The sequence below is a fragment of the Bacillus sp. 5RYD7K genome (genome assembly GCF_059831465.1).
Genome location: NZ_CP191200.1, coordinates 975,898 through 991,074, shown reverse-complemented (window position 1 = coordinate 991,074; position 15,177 = coordinate 975,898). Strand labels below are relative to the sequence as shown.

Genomic DNA, 15,177 nt, shown 5'->3' with positions numbered 1-15,177 from the left:
ATTGGTTATTGAAATTATGTTCATGAATTGTCACAATTCTTGAATGAGTTTTTTGGCCGTATGCTGATCGGTAATCAAAACGTTGGCGTATTTTCCTGTCAGGGCCCCGTGAATGGCCTTGCATTTTCTGCTGCCGCCCGCCACCAGAATCGAACGTTCTTTCATTTTCAAGTCGCTGAGCTCGACGCCGATCGTCCGGCCGTTAATGCTGCTGCTGCAGATCCTGCCTTCCGCGTCAAAAAACCGCGAACAAATATCGCCGACTCCGCGCGCTTTCAGCAATTGTTTCTCTTCTTCCCGGAAATAGCCGAGCCTGAAAAGCAGCGCCTCATCCCGGACGGTTCCGACCGTAAACAGCGCGATATTGGCTTGTCTGCCCATTTCAATGATCCGCTTAATATGTCTGTCCCGCTCGACCATCTGTTTCACATCAGCGCTGTCAAATATAACCGGCAGCGGCAAATACCTCGGCATGGTCTGAAATGCTTCGGCGAACAGTTGAATCGTTTCTGACGAATACGTATTGACATTGGAATGACTGATGCCGCCTTTCAGCTGCACGACTTCAACGCTCTTTACCTGCTTCGGCTCCATGCGGCTTGCGATCTGGTACATCGTCGTCCCCCAGCTTACGCCGAGTATATCGCCGTCCTTTACGGTTTTATGCATATAGTCTGCGCCATAACGGCTTAAGTAATGTGTAATGGCCTGGTAATCGTCACTTGGAGAAAAGACGACGTGCGCCTCAAGCAGCCCGTATTTTTCTTCCAGCTTCGCGCCGAGCTCGTCCAGATCCTCAAACGGGTCCATGACGCGAATTTGGACATATCCTTTTTCCTTTGCGTACTGAAGCAGCCTCGAAACGGTGGGGCGTGACAGATTAAGCCGTTCGGCGATCTGCTGCTGGCTGTAATCTGATTGATAATATAGTTTTGCCGCTTCTATGCTGAGCTGCTGTTTTTCACGATCCATATCGCGCCTCCCCTCTCCGCTTATCATATCACCAAAACACGCGGTAAAAAAGCACCCTCTGATGGGGTGCCTATTTTTTCAGCACAAGCTCCTGAATCGCATGCGCTACGCCGTGTTCGTTGTTTGATTTTGTTTCAAAATTTGCAATTTCCCTTACTTCCGGGATGGCATTGGCCATAGCGACACCGCAGCCGGCCCACTGAATCATGGACATGTCGTTGCCGTTATCGCCGATTGCCATGACGTCTTTTTGTTCAATGCCGAGTTTTTCAGCCAGCAGCTTGACCGCGTTTCCTTTACTGACTTTCGGGTGAAGAATCTCGTGAAAGAACGGCGCGCTTTTGACCATTGTGTATGTTTCCGTGAATGATTCCGGAATGGAAGCGATCGTTTTCTCCAGCTTGTCCGGATCGTCGATGAACATGACTTTCGGAATCAGAATATCCTTCGGCACCTCATCAATCATGCGGAAATGAAGCGGCACTTTCGTGATATATGATTCGTAAACCGTGTATTCACTGATATCCCGGTTCGGCGTGTACAGATTGGCTGTGTCGAAGTAATGCATCGGGGTGTCCAGCTGTAAGCTCAGCTCGTAAAGGGACTTCAAATCCTCATAACCTAATGACTGCTCGGCCACGACACCGTTTGTATACGTATTTTGGACGAGGGCGCCGTTATAAGCAATCACAAAGTCGCCTTCCTCCTGTAAGTTCAGCTCTTCCAAATACCGCCGCACGCCGCCGATCGGCCGGCCCGTGCACAGGACGATATTGACCCCTTCCGCTTTAGCGGCATCAAGCGCCCCGCGGACTTCAGCCGTCACTTCATGATGATCGTTTAATAGTGTTCCGTCCATATCTATTGCGATTAACTTGTACATCCTGCATCTCCTTTGTATCCTTTTCGTCTTATGCTTTCATCATATCGTTTTTTCGTTTCAAAGAAAAATTAAACGGACGGATTTCTCCGTCTTCTCTTCTTATACCGGGCCTGTCTCCGGATACGGGGCCGTCTTGTTTTCTTATCGGTTTGTTCTGCGCCGTTATCTGTTTTCTGCTTTAAGAGAATCAGTCCTGCCGCAAAGAAAGGGACGGCCGCTATGTCCAGAAGGGCAAGCTTTATTCCCATCGCTGCGGGAAAGTATGCCCATAATGAACGGCTGTTCCGCCTGATCATGATGTAAGAAACGATTTCCAGCAGAATAAACAGGGCGTTCACCCATAAGTAAATGAGCAGCGCCGCAAACAGAAACAGCAGGAGCGTATTCCGCAGCGTGCCGGAAAACAGAAGAGCGCGCATCATATCAAAGAATGAAAAAGACTGCATGCTGCCGTTTACGACATTGGGATTATAAATAGTAAAACGCCCGAACTGATCTAAAAGCATAAAAAATAACCATACCAGTGAAAACCATTGAATGATATGTACGATGACACCCGTCAAAACGAGTCTGTCGGCAGCTTTATTTCTCATGTGCATCCTCCCCGCCGGTTTTTATTCTTGTCATTGTTTTTGTTTCTCCGTATATCTTCCAAATGAGCGTATCGTTTTTTCCCCTTTTCAACATGCTTTTGACGGGGTGCGGACGTCCGAGGTATTCAATCTCTATCGTTCCGTCCGTGTTTTGTGAGATCACCTTGTAAGCATCCGAGGGCATGGGAACCTCGCCGCGGCCTTTAATGACCTGCTTTGTCAGCACGCTGTCTTTCGTAAACGTGACGGTTTCAGATCTGACTCCGTCCATCGGGCCCGGTTTCAGCCCCGCATCCCATGTCCCGTAATAAAAAGGGGTCTCGTCCGCTTTCTTTTGCGAGCAGCCTGTTATCATGACGCATCCGAAAACAAGAACCATCATGATGAAAATCCGTATGTCCCGCAACATGATCACCTTCCTTTGCAGCTTTTTTTACGCCTGTAAGTTAGGCAGATGCCGTGGCACTGTGCGATTGACTACATAGTGTATAAAGACTTCACTAGATAAGGAGAATGATGAATGAACCCATATCAGTACTACACCCCGCCTGCCTATTTCCCTCAGCAGCAGGAATACGAAGTGAACCGCGTTGAGTATGAGCCGTATCAGCAGGAAAGCTATTATGCGCCCTACCAGTCCGAAGAACGGCAGCCGACTGCATTAGAACGGAGAGTCGCACAGCTTGAAAGACAAAATGCCGAGCAAACGAGAGAGCTTACCCGCCTCTCACAAGAAGATCAGCGCCAAAACCGGGAAATTACGCGGATGAGTGAGCAGGTCAGACGGCTGAGCCAGGCGGTTGAAATCCATACCCGCCGCTTAAACCGTTTGAATCAGCGCCTGCGCGCAGTCGAAAACAGACTCAATATCCCTTTTCACGCTACAGAAGGCGGCTTCTGAGAAAAAGGGCCGGAATACAAAGCTCGACAGGCCATTCCCGAGCCTTGTATTCCGCTCTGTACATAACAGGTAAATATTTGAATGCCATTCTTGCATGAATGCCTCACATTTTCTTTCACATGATAAATATGTAAAATCAATCACTCCAGGAGGTTTTCATGATGTACCAAAACCAATACAGCGGAAATCAGCTGCAGCAATGCCGCCAAACAGCACAGCAGCTTATTCAGCAGACACAGCAAAGCAGCCAGCAGTACAAGCAAATGCTCCAGCAGGAACAGCAAAACATTCAAATGCTTCAGCAGATGCTGAACCATGAGCAGCATGCCGTTCATACCATTCAGCAAGCGCTGCAGGGTCATGAAATGGCCATCCAAAAATGTCAGCAAATCGTGAATGTGTGCAATCAGCTGCAGCAGGAAGTAAGCGGACATATAACTTCACCGATGGCAAACGCTAACGTTTCTTCATTCCCGCAAACCCAGCATCACACACCGTTCCAGCAGCATTCATACCAGCAATAGCCCGATCACGCAAATGACAAAGCACAAGGATACCGGCTTTGTCATTTGTTTTTATCTCTGTTTTGTCAGGTCAATACGATGAGCGGGTTTTCCGCCGAATTTTTCTTCCGCCTCGTGCCTAACCGCTTCATACGCTCTCGCTTCGACATTTTGTTTAAACACATCAAGCTGTATCAAATAAGCCGCCCGCACCTTCAGCCCGTGGATGATGGCGATGACCCATAGAGGCAGCACGATATACACGCCGGGAGTGCTCGGCAGCACAAAAGCAATTGCTAAAATAATAAATAGATAAGTCCGTATTTCAGCCATTTTTTGTTCTTGGCCCGGTAGCCGATATAGAAAAAGGCCAAGAAAGCGGTGAGCGCAAACGGCGCAAAAGTCAGCAGCAGCCACCAGCTGTGCAGCACTTCCCACCAAGTTCCTCTTTTCGTAATCAACATTCATTCCTCCTTTACTACTATAACATGGATAATCAAGAAAGGATTTCTATAAAAACATAGACGGAATAAGGTCTTCCTGCTATATTAATAATGATAATCATTATCACTAAAATAGGGGGATCATGATGAAGAAAAGATCATGGCTGATGGGCCTGGCACTTCTGCTTGTTTTCGCCTTAAGCGCTTGCAGCGGCGCGAAGGAAAACAGCGGCTCCGCATCAGGCAAAGGAAAGACAGACATGCGTACATATCAATCAACAAAAGGAAAAATTGACATACCCGCACATCCGAAGCGGATCGTCACTGACTTTTATGCGGGTGAGCTGCTGTCCGTTGACGCAAATGTCGTCGGAGCGGGCTCATGGGCTTTCAAAAATCCGTTTATCCAAAAACAGCTGAAAAACGTCAAGGACGTCGGCAATCCTGTCAATGTGGAGAAAGTGATGCAGCTGAAGCCTGATTTAATCGTGCTGATGAAGGATGATCAATACGAAAAACTTTCGAAAATCGCGCCGACGATTGTCATTCCTTTTAACACCGCAAAAAATACAAAAGATACGGTCAGCCTGTTCGGCGACATTACCGGGGCGAAGGATAAAGCCAAAAGCTTTATGGCAGACTTCAACAAAAAAGCCGAAGCCGATCAAAAGCGCCTCAAAAACGTGATCGGCAAAGACGAGACAGTCGGCCTTTATGAAACGACGGATAAAGGCGAGATCTGGGTTTTCAATGACAATTCCGGCCGCGGCGGCCAAGCCGTTTATAACGCACTCGGATTAAAAGCGCCGGCCAACATTGAAAAAGACATCATGAAAACGGGCGCCATGAAACAGGTTTCCCAAGAGGTCATCCCTCAATATGCGGCTGATTATATGTTCATCACCGATTACAATCCGAATGGAGAAAGCAAAACATTTGAGCGTCTGAAAGATTCATCCGTTTGGAAAAATCTCGACGCCGTAAAGAACAATCGTGTCTTTATCAACGACTTCAACACTTTCTATCCGTATGACCCGATTGCCGTCAGCAAACAGATGGACATCATCACCGACATGCTGATCAAACGGGCCGAAGAAAATAAAAAATAAGAAAACGGCACAGTCTGACGCTGTGCCGTTTTTGTATGATTTACTTGAATTTCGACTGTACGGAGTCCGGCATATCTTTAAACCTGACTTCTTCCCAAGTCTCGACATACTTTCCTTTCGCCTTCACCTTCAAATAGGCATTCTTCCGAAGGTCTTTCCCGGCGAAAAAGGTCACTTCTTCTTTTTTTCCGGATGCGTTGTATCCGTCTAATGTATATTCAGTACCGCCCGGGCTAAGATGTTTGCCATCTCGGTCAATCTGTACATAAACATCTTGCTGGTGAATAAACGGATTAAATCTGTCTGTAACATCGTTATGAAAAAAGAGAAGCCCGTATATGACGGCAGCGGCCGCCAAGACGGCCAGGATTGCCAATGCTTTTTTCATCTTTGCACTCCCCTTATTTGTTCAGTTTTTTCAAATAGCTTGACCGCACCGCGAGGAAGAACAGAAGCTGAAAAATGAAAAATCCTCCGATGGTCAGACTGAGCGGCCCCGCTACATCGGAATAGCCTTCCACGGCCAATGTTCTCAAGGCAAACAGCGTATGCATGACGGCAATGACAAATGGAAAGAAGAAAAGAATCGCCAATTGTATCGTCACGCTTTGTGACATTTCACGCTCACTCAGACCGATTTTGGCCAGTGAACGGTAGCGCTCCCGGTCGTCATCTAAATCGGTGAACAGCCTGAAATATAAGAAACTTGCTGCCGCGACAAAGAAGACGATCGCGATAAACAGGCCGATGAATAAACTCAAGCTCGGCAGCTGCACCGTATCATAGTAGGTGCCCGCTTTTGCCATAAAATCAGAATGCACGTCGATATAGTTGCCGTAAATCTCATTTTTCAAGGATTGGCTGATCCCAAGACTGTCTTTCCAATGGTCGTAGCTGTAGCCGTATAATGACGCTTTATCACCGAGTGATTTCAGCTGATCAAAGGTTTGATCGTTTACCGCAATGATGGCATTCAATGAAATCAGCGGTTTTTCGACTTCTTTTACCGACAGTTTTTGGCTGGACGGCTTGCCTTTCTGGTTCAGCAGCTTCAGCTGATCCGGCGCTTCGTTTTTGAAATTGCGGTCATACGTGCCCGGGAAATAGACGGCCTCACCATGTTTCAGGCCGTTCAGCTTGACATGGAAGTATTTCGCTGCATCCGATTCGCTGATCATGTAAACAGGCGGAACAGTATCCCCTTCCTGATAGCGGACATAGGAAACATCTATTTTGTCTTTCTTATACGTAAAGCCGTGTGTCTTCAATTCATGGTCAATATCTTTCAAATGAGTCTTTTCTTTTGGATTGCTGCTGAAAGATACATACTCCATCTCATAAGCGGACTCTTCCGCCCCGACGGTCGCTTTGTACATCGCGAGCACGCCCGTCGCCGTAAAAGCTACCGCGGAAATAATGCTGACGATAAAGAACAGGCGGGCGTTGTCTTTTAAACGATAGACAAGATCAGAAATCCAAATGACATTTTTGCCGCGCAGATAAAAGGTTTTCCACTTCTTCAGCGCGCGCAGAATCCAGATGCTGCTTTGGCTGAAAAAGAAATACGTGCCGATGACGGTAAGCAGTAAAATGATAAACGGTTCAGTCCCGTGGACATTGCCTTTCAGAACCATGCCGTACCCGCCGCACAGGCAGACGAGGCCGAATAAGGACAGAAGCACGGACGGCTTCGGCTCCGGTTTGGTCTTGTCAGTGCCCTTTATTAATTTGATCACCGTATTTGATCTGACAAAAAGGATCGTGAACTGCGATAAAAGGAAAAATAAGAGCAGAAATCCGCCGGCCGTCATGCCGAGCGCTTTCCAAGGCATATAAAGAGGCAGCGCGTCCATTTCTAAAATATAAGCGCCGACCGTAAAGAACGTTTTCGAAAAAATGAAGCCGCCGATAATCCCGGCTGCGATCGACATGACGCCGATGATCATGTTTTCCGCCGTAATGAGCTTTCTCAGCTGTCCCGGCGTGATGCCCTGCATCAGCAGGATGCCGAATTCTTTATTTCTCGATTTCAAAAAGGCATTAACCGAATACAGAACAAATAAGAAAGAAAAAACAAAGATCATCCATTCCGCTGCGGTTAACCCTTTTCTGGCGATGTTATTCAGGTAGCCTTCCTTTAATGCCGGATGAAACAGGAACATCGCAAAGGTAAAGAAAATCAACACGGAAAAGGCGCTGCTCAAGAAGAATGCAAGATAGGCCCTTTTGTTTCTCGTGACGTTTTTATAAGCGAACTGAAGAAAGGTCATTTGCGTTTCCCCCCAGCATAGACAGCACATCAAGAATTTGTTCATAAAAGACTTGGCGGTTTTCCCCGCGGTAAATCTCATTAAATAGTTCGCCGTCTTTTATAAAGATGACGCGGCGGCAGTAGCTTGCCGCAACCGGATCATGGGTCACCATCAAAGCCGTGACATGATCATCCTGATTCAGGCTTTGCATCGTTTCCATGACGTCTTTTGACGCTTTGGAATCAAGGTTTCCCGTCGGTTCATCGGCGAGAATGAGTGACGGCTTATGAATGACCGCTCTTGCGATGGCGGCACGCTGGCGCTGTCCGCCGGATACTTCAAACGTCCGTTTGTTGAGCAGGTCTTCGATTCCGAGCTTTTTCGCGATGCCGTGCAGTTTTTCTTCCATGACAGACGGCGCTTCTTTTTCAAGCGTTAACGGCAGCATGATATTTTCACCGATTGTCAGCGTGTCCAAAAGGTTGAAATCCTGGAACACAAATCCGAGCTGCTTGCGGCGGAAATGAGCGAGCTTTGTCCGCTTCAGCCGGTGCGGATTTTCTCCGTGAATCAGGATATCGCCTGAATCCGGACGGTCAATCGTTGAAATGATATTCAAAAGCGTTGTCTTTCCGGAGCCGGACGGTCCCATCACCGCCGTGAACCCGCCTTCTTCTATTGAAAATGAAATTTGCTTTAAGGCTTGATAGGATACTTGTCCTTTATAGGTTTTATTTATCTGTTTGACTTCAAGCATATTCGCCATGAGAATCCTCCTTATGGTTTTATTCTTGTTGATCAGGGCTGCTTTCATGTAGTGCCGGGGCGTTCAGCATAAAAAATCCCCTTGACATGAATCCATGTTATCAAGGGGAAGCAAAACGAGCTATGTTGTTTTCTTAACGCAGTCTTACATTTTTGTAAGAAATGAAAATCGAACCGATGTCCCTTCACCGGGGGACGAACTGATGTCCGCCGTATGATTGAGCTTGCTCGTAATTTCTTTGACGAGATGGAGGCCGATTCCCGTAGACTCTTGGAAACGCCGCCCGTTTTCGCCGGTGAAATAAGGGTCAAACACCCGCTTGATGTCCTGCGGGGGAATGCCGACACCGTAATCTTTGACTTCAAGCACCGTCCTGTCTTCATCGCGGAAGACATTCAGCTCAAGTCTGTCACTCTTGCCTGCCGAATACTTGACCGCATTTGTGACCACTTGGCCGATCGCAAATTTCAGCCATTTTGCATCGGTGTAAATCTGATGATCATCGTGAATGTTCATTTTCGGATAAACGCGGTATTGAATAAAAAACCGTTTATAGCTTTGAATGACCGATTGGAGAAGCTCTGATAAGGAAACCGCTTCGACTTTAAAATCCCGCTCAAACAGGTCGAGCCGTGATGAATAAAGGAGCGTCTCCAGCCCGAATTCAATCTGCCGGACCTCTTTTTTGATTTGTTCAAAGACGGGCTCATCCTCTTCCTGAATGATTAAATTAATGACCGACAGCGGCGTCTTTACTTGGTGCACCCATTGATTCATATACGTCACCCGCGCGTCGAGCTTGGCTTCGGTCTCATGGAGCTTCTGGTGCTGCAGCCGGATCAGCTCCATCTGCTTTTCGTACAGCTCTGAACAAAACACTGAAGAACCGAGATACGGGATGTCCGTCCCTTCCTGCCCCGAGCTGAGCCAATGATACACGCCGCGGTCTTTGTACCAGCGATAGGCCAGGTACCCCGCCAAAATAAGAAGCTGCACGCCCAATATGTAAAACAAGTGGGAAAAAGAATGAAGACCCGCAAACCAGTAATAAAAGAAGACAAACAGCCCTTGAAGGAGAAAAAGCCGAATCAGCACGGCATGAGAACGGAGAAACAGCTTCATGACAGCGCCCTCAGCTGGTAGCCCTCGCCCCGCACCGATTCAATGGAAACAGGCGCATTCAGCTCCCGCAGTTTTTTTCTGAGCCGCGTGATATACACGTTAAGCGTATTGTCATCGACGAAAATGTCGGTGTCCCACGTTTTTTCCATGAGCCGGTCTCTTCCCGTTACCTTTTCTCCCCGCTCCAGCAGCACCTCCAAAAGCTTGCTTTCTTTTTTAGAAAGCTCGCTTTTTTCGTCGTGAAAGCGCAGTTCAAACCGTTCCACAAAGAGCTGCACACCGGCATATTCAACCACTTTCTCTCCCTGCTTGGCGGCGTACTCTCCGTATGCCCTGCGGATCTGGCTTTTGATTTTCGCAAGCACAATATCGTAGGAAAACGGTTTTTCGATATAATCGTCTCCGCCGTTTTCAATCGCCATGACCTGATCCATTTCCCCGCTTCTGGCTGAGATGAAAATGATCGGGCTCGTGGAATGCTGGCGGATCTGCCGGCACCAATAATAGCCGTCATAGGACGGCAGGTTGATATCAAGCAGCACCACATCAGGCTTTTCCCGCAAAAAGACATCAAGAACAGCTGTAAAATCATCGGCGGCCACGGTTTGATAGCCGTATTTTTCAAGGTAATTCCGCAATAATCCGCGAATGTCTTCACTGTCTTCTACTATCATGATTTTATTCAAACTGAACCACTCCCGTTTTTACGCTGCTGCCATCATCATAATCGTTTCGGGCATATGGACGCAACACCGCACAAAAAAACCGCCATTCCGGCGGTTAGTGGTTTCATTCAGCCGACTTGCTGCTTAGCGGCTTTTCCGGCTGATCCGAACGCTCTCAATTTGCTTCGCACTGTCTCTTCTACAGCTTCAATGCCGGGTGTCATGTAGCCGCGCGGCTCATACAGATCGCGGGTTTTGTGAAACATGCGGCGTGTTTCGTCTGTCCAGGCGACCATACATTCCGTATTGATATTGATCTTCGCGTGGCCGAGCGTGATGGCTTTTTGGATCTGATCCTGCGGAATTCCGGATGCCCCGTGAAGAACGAGAGGAATATCAGTCATGCGGGAGATCGCTTCCATCTCCTTAAATCCGAGATTCGGCTCACCATGATACTTGCCGTGTACGGAGCCGAGGGCGGCGGCCAGCGCGTCGATACTGGTTTCTTTGACAATCCGCTCACATTCCGTGATATCGGCATAGCGGACACCGCCGATCAGACCGTCTTCCATGCCGCCGACCGTGCCGACTTCAGCTTCTACTGAGACGCCGTGCTTAGCGGCATAATCGGCGACTTCTTTTGTCATCGCGATGTTCTCATCAATCGGATGATGGGAGCCGTCAATCATCACTGAGCTGAATCCGGCGTCAATGGCCTGTCTGCAGCGTTCCGCACTGCTTCCGTGATCAAGATGAAGCACGACAGGAACGGTAATCGCCATTTCCTCCATTAACGCGCTGACCATGGCGGAAATCGTTTTAAAGCCGCCTAAATAATCGACCAGACGATCGGAAGCCGCGGCGATGACCGGCGATTGCTCCTTTTGCGCCGCTTGCAGAATCGCCTTCGTCCATTGCAGACCGTTTATATTAAACTGGCCGACTGCATACTGCTCCCGTTTCGCTTCTGCAAGAAGATGTTTCATGGTGACAAAAGCCATGTTCACGCCTCCTTCATGAAGTATTTTGATACGACGGCTTCCGTTGTTTCCTTTGCCGTTTTGATCGTTTCCTCCGCGGTCAGCTTATAATATTCAGGCCTGAACAGTTCTACGGAGACAACATCATTGAATCCGATATCCCTTAACGCTGACAGGTGGGCGTCTAAGTCAATCGCTCCCTTCCCCGGCCAGACGCGGTCTTCATCCGTTAAACATCCGATCGGGAAATCTTCTGTATCGTCAATATGATAGATGAAAATTTTCTTTCCGTCCGCCTGCCTCAGGCTTTCAATATTGGAGCCCATCGCGTGAAAATGGAAGCTGTCAAACACAAGCCCGACATTATCGCGGCCGACAGCGTTCACGATGTCATACGCCTGTTCAAATGTATTGACCGTGCATTGCGGGTGGCCGACAAATTCAAGCGCGATGTTTACGCCGTACGGCTCAGCGATATCCGAAAGCTCAGTCAGCACCTCTATGCTGCTCTTTTTGATCTCTTCTTTCAAGATTTTCCGCTCTGTCACAAGCGGCACGGCCACTACATATTTCACGCCGAGCGTCCTGCACGTTTCCATCATGCTTTTGAATTCCGAAATGATCTCCCTATAGCCCTTCTCATCACGGTTGTTGAAGAAAACCAGTGCGTTCAGGGCAAGCGGTTTAATGTGATGGGTTCGAAAATATTCCGCCAGATCGGCCAGTGAATGGTCTTTTAAGTATTCCGGCAGCTTATCCATTGTGCGGATTTCAATATAATCATAGCCGTGCTTTTCGCACAGCTCTAAATCCTGTTTCAAGTTTGAATTCTCCAGCGTTGTCGCTTCATTAAAGCAAAGTTTCATGTCAGCCTCTCCCATCTGCGTTTAGCTGAGGAGCCTTTCCGCCCCGCCGAACTCCGTACTAAAGCTTATGCCATACCTAATTCTTCTTTTAATTTCTTAAGCATGAACCGGCTTGATTCATCCGCTCTCTCGCCGACCCAAGCGAAAACGGCATTCGTCGCAATTCCGTCGAATTTCATCTCTCTCATTTTTTTGAAAATCGTATCAAAGTCGACCTCGCCTTGCCCGATGTCCAAATGCTGATGAACCGTTACTTTCGCGTCAGGCGGATTGACGATGTAACGCAGGCCGTGAGCCGCTTTATGATTAAAGGTATCTGCAAATAAAACATGTGTGAGGCGGCCGCCGGCTTCATCAAACATAGTCGCAATATCGCCTTTGCCGTCATCGTAAAAGAACGTATGCGCCGTCGAGTAGACCAGATTGATCCAATCCTTATCAAGCGCGCGGATCATATCCATCGCACCTTTGTGCGTCTCGATAAAATCGTACGGGTGGGCCTGCAGATTGAGTTTAACGCCTTCTTTTTCAAAGACGGGCAGCAGTTCATCCATGGATTTGATGAATTTTTCTTCACTTGTCAACGGATCATACTTTGAACCGCTGAATTCACTGTTCATCAAATCCACTTCAAGCTCAACCGCAATTTCGATCGCCCGTTTCCAGTTGCGCACGGCGGCCTGGCGGCGGTCTTCATCAGGTCCCGCCCAGTGGTAAAGCGGCAGGAGAGAGGACAGCTTCACGCCTGTATCCTTTAAAAGACGCTTCAGATGTTTGATTTTTGCTGAATCGACTTTCGGATATTTATAGAAAGGACAGAAATCCTCGCGCGGGGACAGTTCGATATACTCGTATCCGAGCTCCGCCGTTTTATAGACCATTTCCTCTAACGTTAAATCATCACGGTACATGGATGGATCTAAGGCCAGTTTCATTGCTTTCACTCCAAATCTATTATTTGTTCACAGTTGTAAAGGATTGATAGAATGCCGGTTTTTCTTGCAGCGCCACCGGCTCTTTCTGTCCGGATTCCTGAGCTTTTACGCACGCGTCAGTTGTCACCGCGGCAATATAACCGTCCCATGCCGTCGGACCGCTGACTTCGCCTTTTTCCCGGATCGAATCGATGAAGTCCTGAATTTCCGCATCATACGCAGCCACAAATCGGCGCTGCCAATCCATCAGGATATCGGTGCTGAGTTTTCCTTCTTTTCTCAAGCTGATGCTTGATGGCTCCGGAAGCTTGATGACACCGTCTTCCCCGACGATTTCACATTGAATGTCATAGCCGTATTTGCAGTTCACGTAGATTTCGGCATTGATGACGATACCGCCTTTTGTTTCGATGATGACCATCTGCGGATCTTTGAGATGCGGCAGCGCATTTTTTGATTTCTTCGGATAGATGACTTGTACCGATTCATAATCGTCATTGACGAGCCAATGGAGGACATCAATTTCATGAACGAGCGTATCGACAACGGCCATGTCTGTTGAGTAATTCGATGCGACTGTCGGGTTGCGGTGCGCACAGTGAATCATCAGCGGCTCACCGACCGCACGATTGTCGATCGCTTCTTTCAGCTGAACGTAACCGCTGTCATATCTGCGCATGAAGCCTACCTGAACTAAACGTTTACCCGTCTTCATTTCTTCTTTGACGATGCGCATACAGCCTTCTGCCGTTGTGGCGAGCGGCTTTTCACAAAACACGTACTTGCCGTGCTGAATCGCTTTCAAAACGCTGGACTCGTGAGCCGGGCCCCAGCTTGTCACTAAGACGGCGTCCACATGTTCAGCAGCGAGGAGGCTTTCGTCATCAGGATAAACGGAGGCGTTCAAATTGAAATCCTTAACGGTCTGCTGCGCAGCCTCCTGGTTCACATCTGTGACAGCGGTAATCTCCGCTCCGGACAGCTTATTTGTGATGCGGTTGATGTGCTCCTTTCCGATAGCACCGGTTCCGATAACACCTATACGTAAGTTCATTGATCGCCACTCCTTCTGATAATCAAATAATGGTTCTCGTCTTTCTTTTCTCGCTGCCGTCCTGAGGAGCACCGTACAGTTCCTCCTGAATCTGTTCAAGCGGCTTGCCGGACGTATTCAGTGCGAAGACAAGCCCGATGGCCGTCACGCATATGAGCAGAATACCGGCCATAGATGGTCCTTTTGCTGAAAGCTGATTCCGCCTTGGCACGATTCATATAAGTCCCCCTCTAATTTGCAGGATCAAGCAGTTGACTGTCGATATACTTTCTCGCTATCAGCGCGTACTCAAGCGGATTGGCGATTGCCGGGTCTTGTTCGGCTTCAATGACGATCCAGCCTGAATAATCATGACGGATGAGCGTCCGGTACACTTCGGTAAAGTCGATGCATCCGTCTCCGGGAACCGTGAAAATGCCCTGTAAAAAAGACTGCCTGAATGACTTGCCTTCTGTTCTGCACCGCTCCATAATGTCAATCCGCGCATCTTTGAAATGAACGTGTCTGATCCGATCCATATGCTTGTTGAGAATCGTCATGCAGTCTCCGTCGGAGATATAGGCATGGCCGGTATCATAAAGTAAATGGACATACCGGGGGTCCGTTCCTTCCATCAGCCGGTCAACTTCTTCCGCCGTCTGGACGCCTGTGCCGAGGTGATGATGAAAAGCGAGGTTCAGCCCGTATTCCTCCGCGATTTTCCCGAGACGGTTCAAGCCATTGCACAGCGTATCCCATTCTTCATCTGAGAAGTGCGGTTTTTTCTTAAAAACATCAATGTCCAAGCCCTGGACACTGTACGTCTGTTCAGAAACGATGGCGACATCCGCTCCGACTTTCTGCAAATAATCGCAGTGTTCCGTAAATGATTCAGCCGTTTTTTCAATACCGTCTTGAATGATAAAGCTGCTGAACCATTTCCCCGCAATCCGTAAGTTCCGGAGAGCCAGCTCCTTATTCAGGACGGAAGGTTCAGGGAAAAATCCCCCCACTTCCGTACCTTGAAAGCCGGCGACGACAATATCGCTCAACAAATGCTGCAGCGTATTCCCGGCTCCGATTTCCGGCATATCGTCATTGCGCCATCCAATGGGAGCGATGCCCCACAGAATATTTTGTTTGCCCATCGTGAT

Annotated in this window: 17 protein-coding genes and 2 pseudogenes; 3 read left to right on the top strand and 16 right to left on the bottom strand. The window is 48.3% G+C overall.

Annotated elements, in window-relative coordinates; genetic code table 11:
• Positions 1-30 precede the first annotated feature (30 nt).
• The 4 genes from deoR to ACQE26_RS05005 all read right to left on the bottom strand — a co-directional run bounded on the left by deoR (position 31) and on the right by ACQE26_RS05005 (position 2,857).
• Positions 31-972 (bottom strand): DNA-binding transcriptional repressor DeoR, encoded by a 942-nt coding sequence (gene deoR, locus ACQE26_RS05020; protein WP_060963897.1) that lies wholly within the window; start codon positions 970-972, stop codon positions 31-33.
• Positions 973-1,042: 70 nt separating this feature from the next.
• A complete protein-coding gene (gene yidA, locus ACQE26_RS05015) occupies positions 1,043-1,855 on the bottom strand; it encodes a sugar-phosphatase (protein WP_500470831.1) in 813 nt (270 codons plus the stop codon).
• A gap of 68 nt (positions 1,856-1,923) precedes the next feature.
• Positions 1,924-2,448: a hypothetical protein gene (locus ACQE26_RS05010; RefSeq protein WP_500470830.1), complete on the bottom strand. Its 525-nt coding sequence runs from the start codon at positions 2,446-2,448 to the stop codon at positions 1,924-1,926.
• Positions 2,438-2,857, bottom strand: a complete 420-nt coding sequence (locus ACQE26_RS05005; protein WP_438420947.1) for a lipocalin family protein — start codon at positions 2,855-2,857, stop codon at positions 2,438-2,440. Before ACQE26_RS05005 ends, ACQE26_RS05010 begins: the two co-directional genes overlap by 11 nt.
• Positions 2,858-2,968: 111 nt before the next feature.
• Between ACQE26_RS05005 and ACQE26_RS05000 the strand changes: the two genes are divergently transcribed.
• Together ACQE26_RS05000 and ACQE26_RS04995 are read left to right on the top strand one after the other, a co-directional pair.
• On the top strand, positions 2,969-3,349 hold the full coding sequence (locus tag ACQE26_RS05000; protein ID WP_060963894.1) for a hypothetical protein: 381 nt from the start codon (positions 2,969-2,971) through the stop codon (positions 3,347-3,349).
• A gap of 161 nt (positions 3,350-3,510) precedes the next feature.
• On the top strand, positions 3,511-3,873 hold the full coding sequence (locus tag ACQE26_RS04995; protein WP_500470829.1) for a hypothetical protein: 363 nt from the start codon (positions 3,511-3,513) through the stop codon (positions 3,871-3,873).
• 51 nt (positions 3,874-3,924) lie between these two features.
• Here the strand turns inward: ACQE26_RS04995 and ACQE26_RS04990 are convergent.
• A pseudogene (locus ACQE26_RS04990) lies at positions 3,925-4,316 on the bottom strand (hypothetical protein).
• A gap of 125 nt (positions 4,317-4,441) precedes the next feature.
• On the opposite strand from ACQE26_RS04990, the gene ACQE26_RS04985 reads away from it, so the two are divergent.
• Positions 4,442-5,404: an iron-hydroxamate ABC transporter substrate-binding protein gene (locus tag ACQE26_RS04985; protein WP_500470827.1), complete on the top strand. Its 963-nt coding sequence runs from the start codon at positions 4,442-4,444 to the stop codon at positions 5,402-5,404.
• Between the two features lie 40 nt (positions 5,405-5,444).
• Here the strand turns inward: ACQE26_RS04985 and ACQE26_RS04980 are convergent, their stop codons facing one another.
• The 11 genes and pseudogenes from ACQE26_RS04980 to iolE form a co-directional block, all read right to left on the bottom strand.
• The gene (locus tag ACQE26_RS04980) at positions 5,445-5,792 is read right to left on the bottom strand and encodes a YxeA family protein (protein WP_438420950.1); all 348 of its coding nucleotides are present in this window, start codon (positions 5,790-5,792) and stop codon (positions 5,445-5,447) included.
• 13 nt (positions 5,793-5,805) lie between these two features.
• Entirely contained in the window at positions 5,806-7,674 is a 1,869-nt protein-coding gene (gene yxdM, locus ACQE26_RS04975; RefSeq protein ID WP_500470825.1) for an ABC transporter permease YxdM, read from the bottom strand.
• Positions 7,649-8,422: an ABC transporter ATP-binding protein YxdL gene (gene yxdL / locus ACQE26_RS04970; protein ID WP_045925573.1), complete on the bottom strand. Its 774-nt coding sequence runs from the start codon at positions 8,420-8,422 to the stop codon at positions 7,649-7,651. The genes yxdM and yxdL overlap by 26 nt, the downstream gene beginning before the upstream one ends.
• A 144-nt stretch (positions 8,423-8,566) precedes the next feature.
• On the bottom strand, positions 8,567-9,544 hold the full coding sequence (gene yxdK / locus ACQE26_RS04965; RefSeq protein ID WP_500470824.1) for a two-component system sensor histidine kinase YxdK: 978 nt from the start codon (positions 9,542-9,544) through the stop codon (positions 8,567-8,569).
• Positions 9,541-10,230: a two-component system response regulator YxdJ gene (gene yxdJ / locus ACQE26_RS04960; RefSeq protein WP_326351826.1), complete on the bottom strand. Its 690-nt coding sequence runs from the start codon at positions 10,228-10,230 to the stop codon at positions 9,541-9,543. Before yxdJ ends, yxdK begins: the two co-directional genes overlap by 4 nt.
• A 107-nt stretch (positions 10,231-10,337) precedes the next feature.
• Entirely contained in the window at positions 10,338-11,210 is an 873-nt protein-coding gene (gene fba, locus ACQE26_RS04955) for a class II fructose-1,6-bisphosphate aldolase (RefSeq protein ID WP_500470823.1), read from the bottom strand.
• A 2-nt stretch (positions 11,211-11,212) separates the two neighbouring features.
• Complete coding sequence (gene iolI / locus ACQE26_RS04950; RefSeq protein ID WP_500470822.1) at positions 11,213-12,055, bottom strand: 2-keto-myo-inositol isomerase; 843 nt, start codon at positions 12,053-12,055, stop codon at positions 11,213-11,215.
• Between the two features lie 65 nt (positions 12,056-12,120).
• The gene (locus ACQE26_RS04945; protein ID WP_438420957.1) at positions 12,121-12,990 is read right to left on the bottom strand and encodes a sugar phosphate isomerase/epimerase family protein; all 870 of its coding nucleotides are present in this window, start codon (positions 12,988-12,990) and stop codon (positions 12,121-12,123) included.
• 19 nt (positions 12,991-13,009) lie between these two features.
• Positions 13,010-14,044, bottom strand: a complete 1,035-nt coding sequence (gene iolG / locus ACQE26_RS04940) for a bifunctional inositol 2-dehydrogenase/D-chiro-inositol 1-dehydrogenase (RefSeq protein ID WP_500470820.1) — start codon at positions 14,042-14,044, stop codon at positions 13,010-13,012.
• 22 nt (positions 14,045-14,066) lie between these two features.
• Positions 14,067-14,216: pseudogene (locus tag ACQE26_RS04935) on the bottom strand (MFS transporter); the annotation flags it as partial.
• A 58-nt stretch (positions 14,217-14,274) separates the two neighbouring features.
• A complete protein-coding gene (gene iolE / locus ACQE26_RS04930; protein WP_500470818.1) occupies positions 14,275-15,171 on the bottom strand; it encodes a myo-inosose-2 dehydratase in 897 nt (298 codons plus the stop codon).
• Positions 15,172-15,177 lie beyond the last annotated feature (6 nt).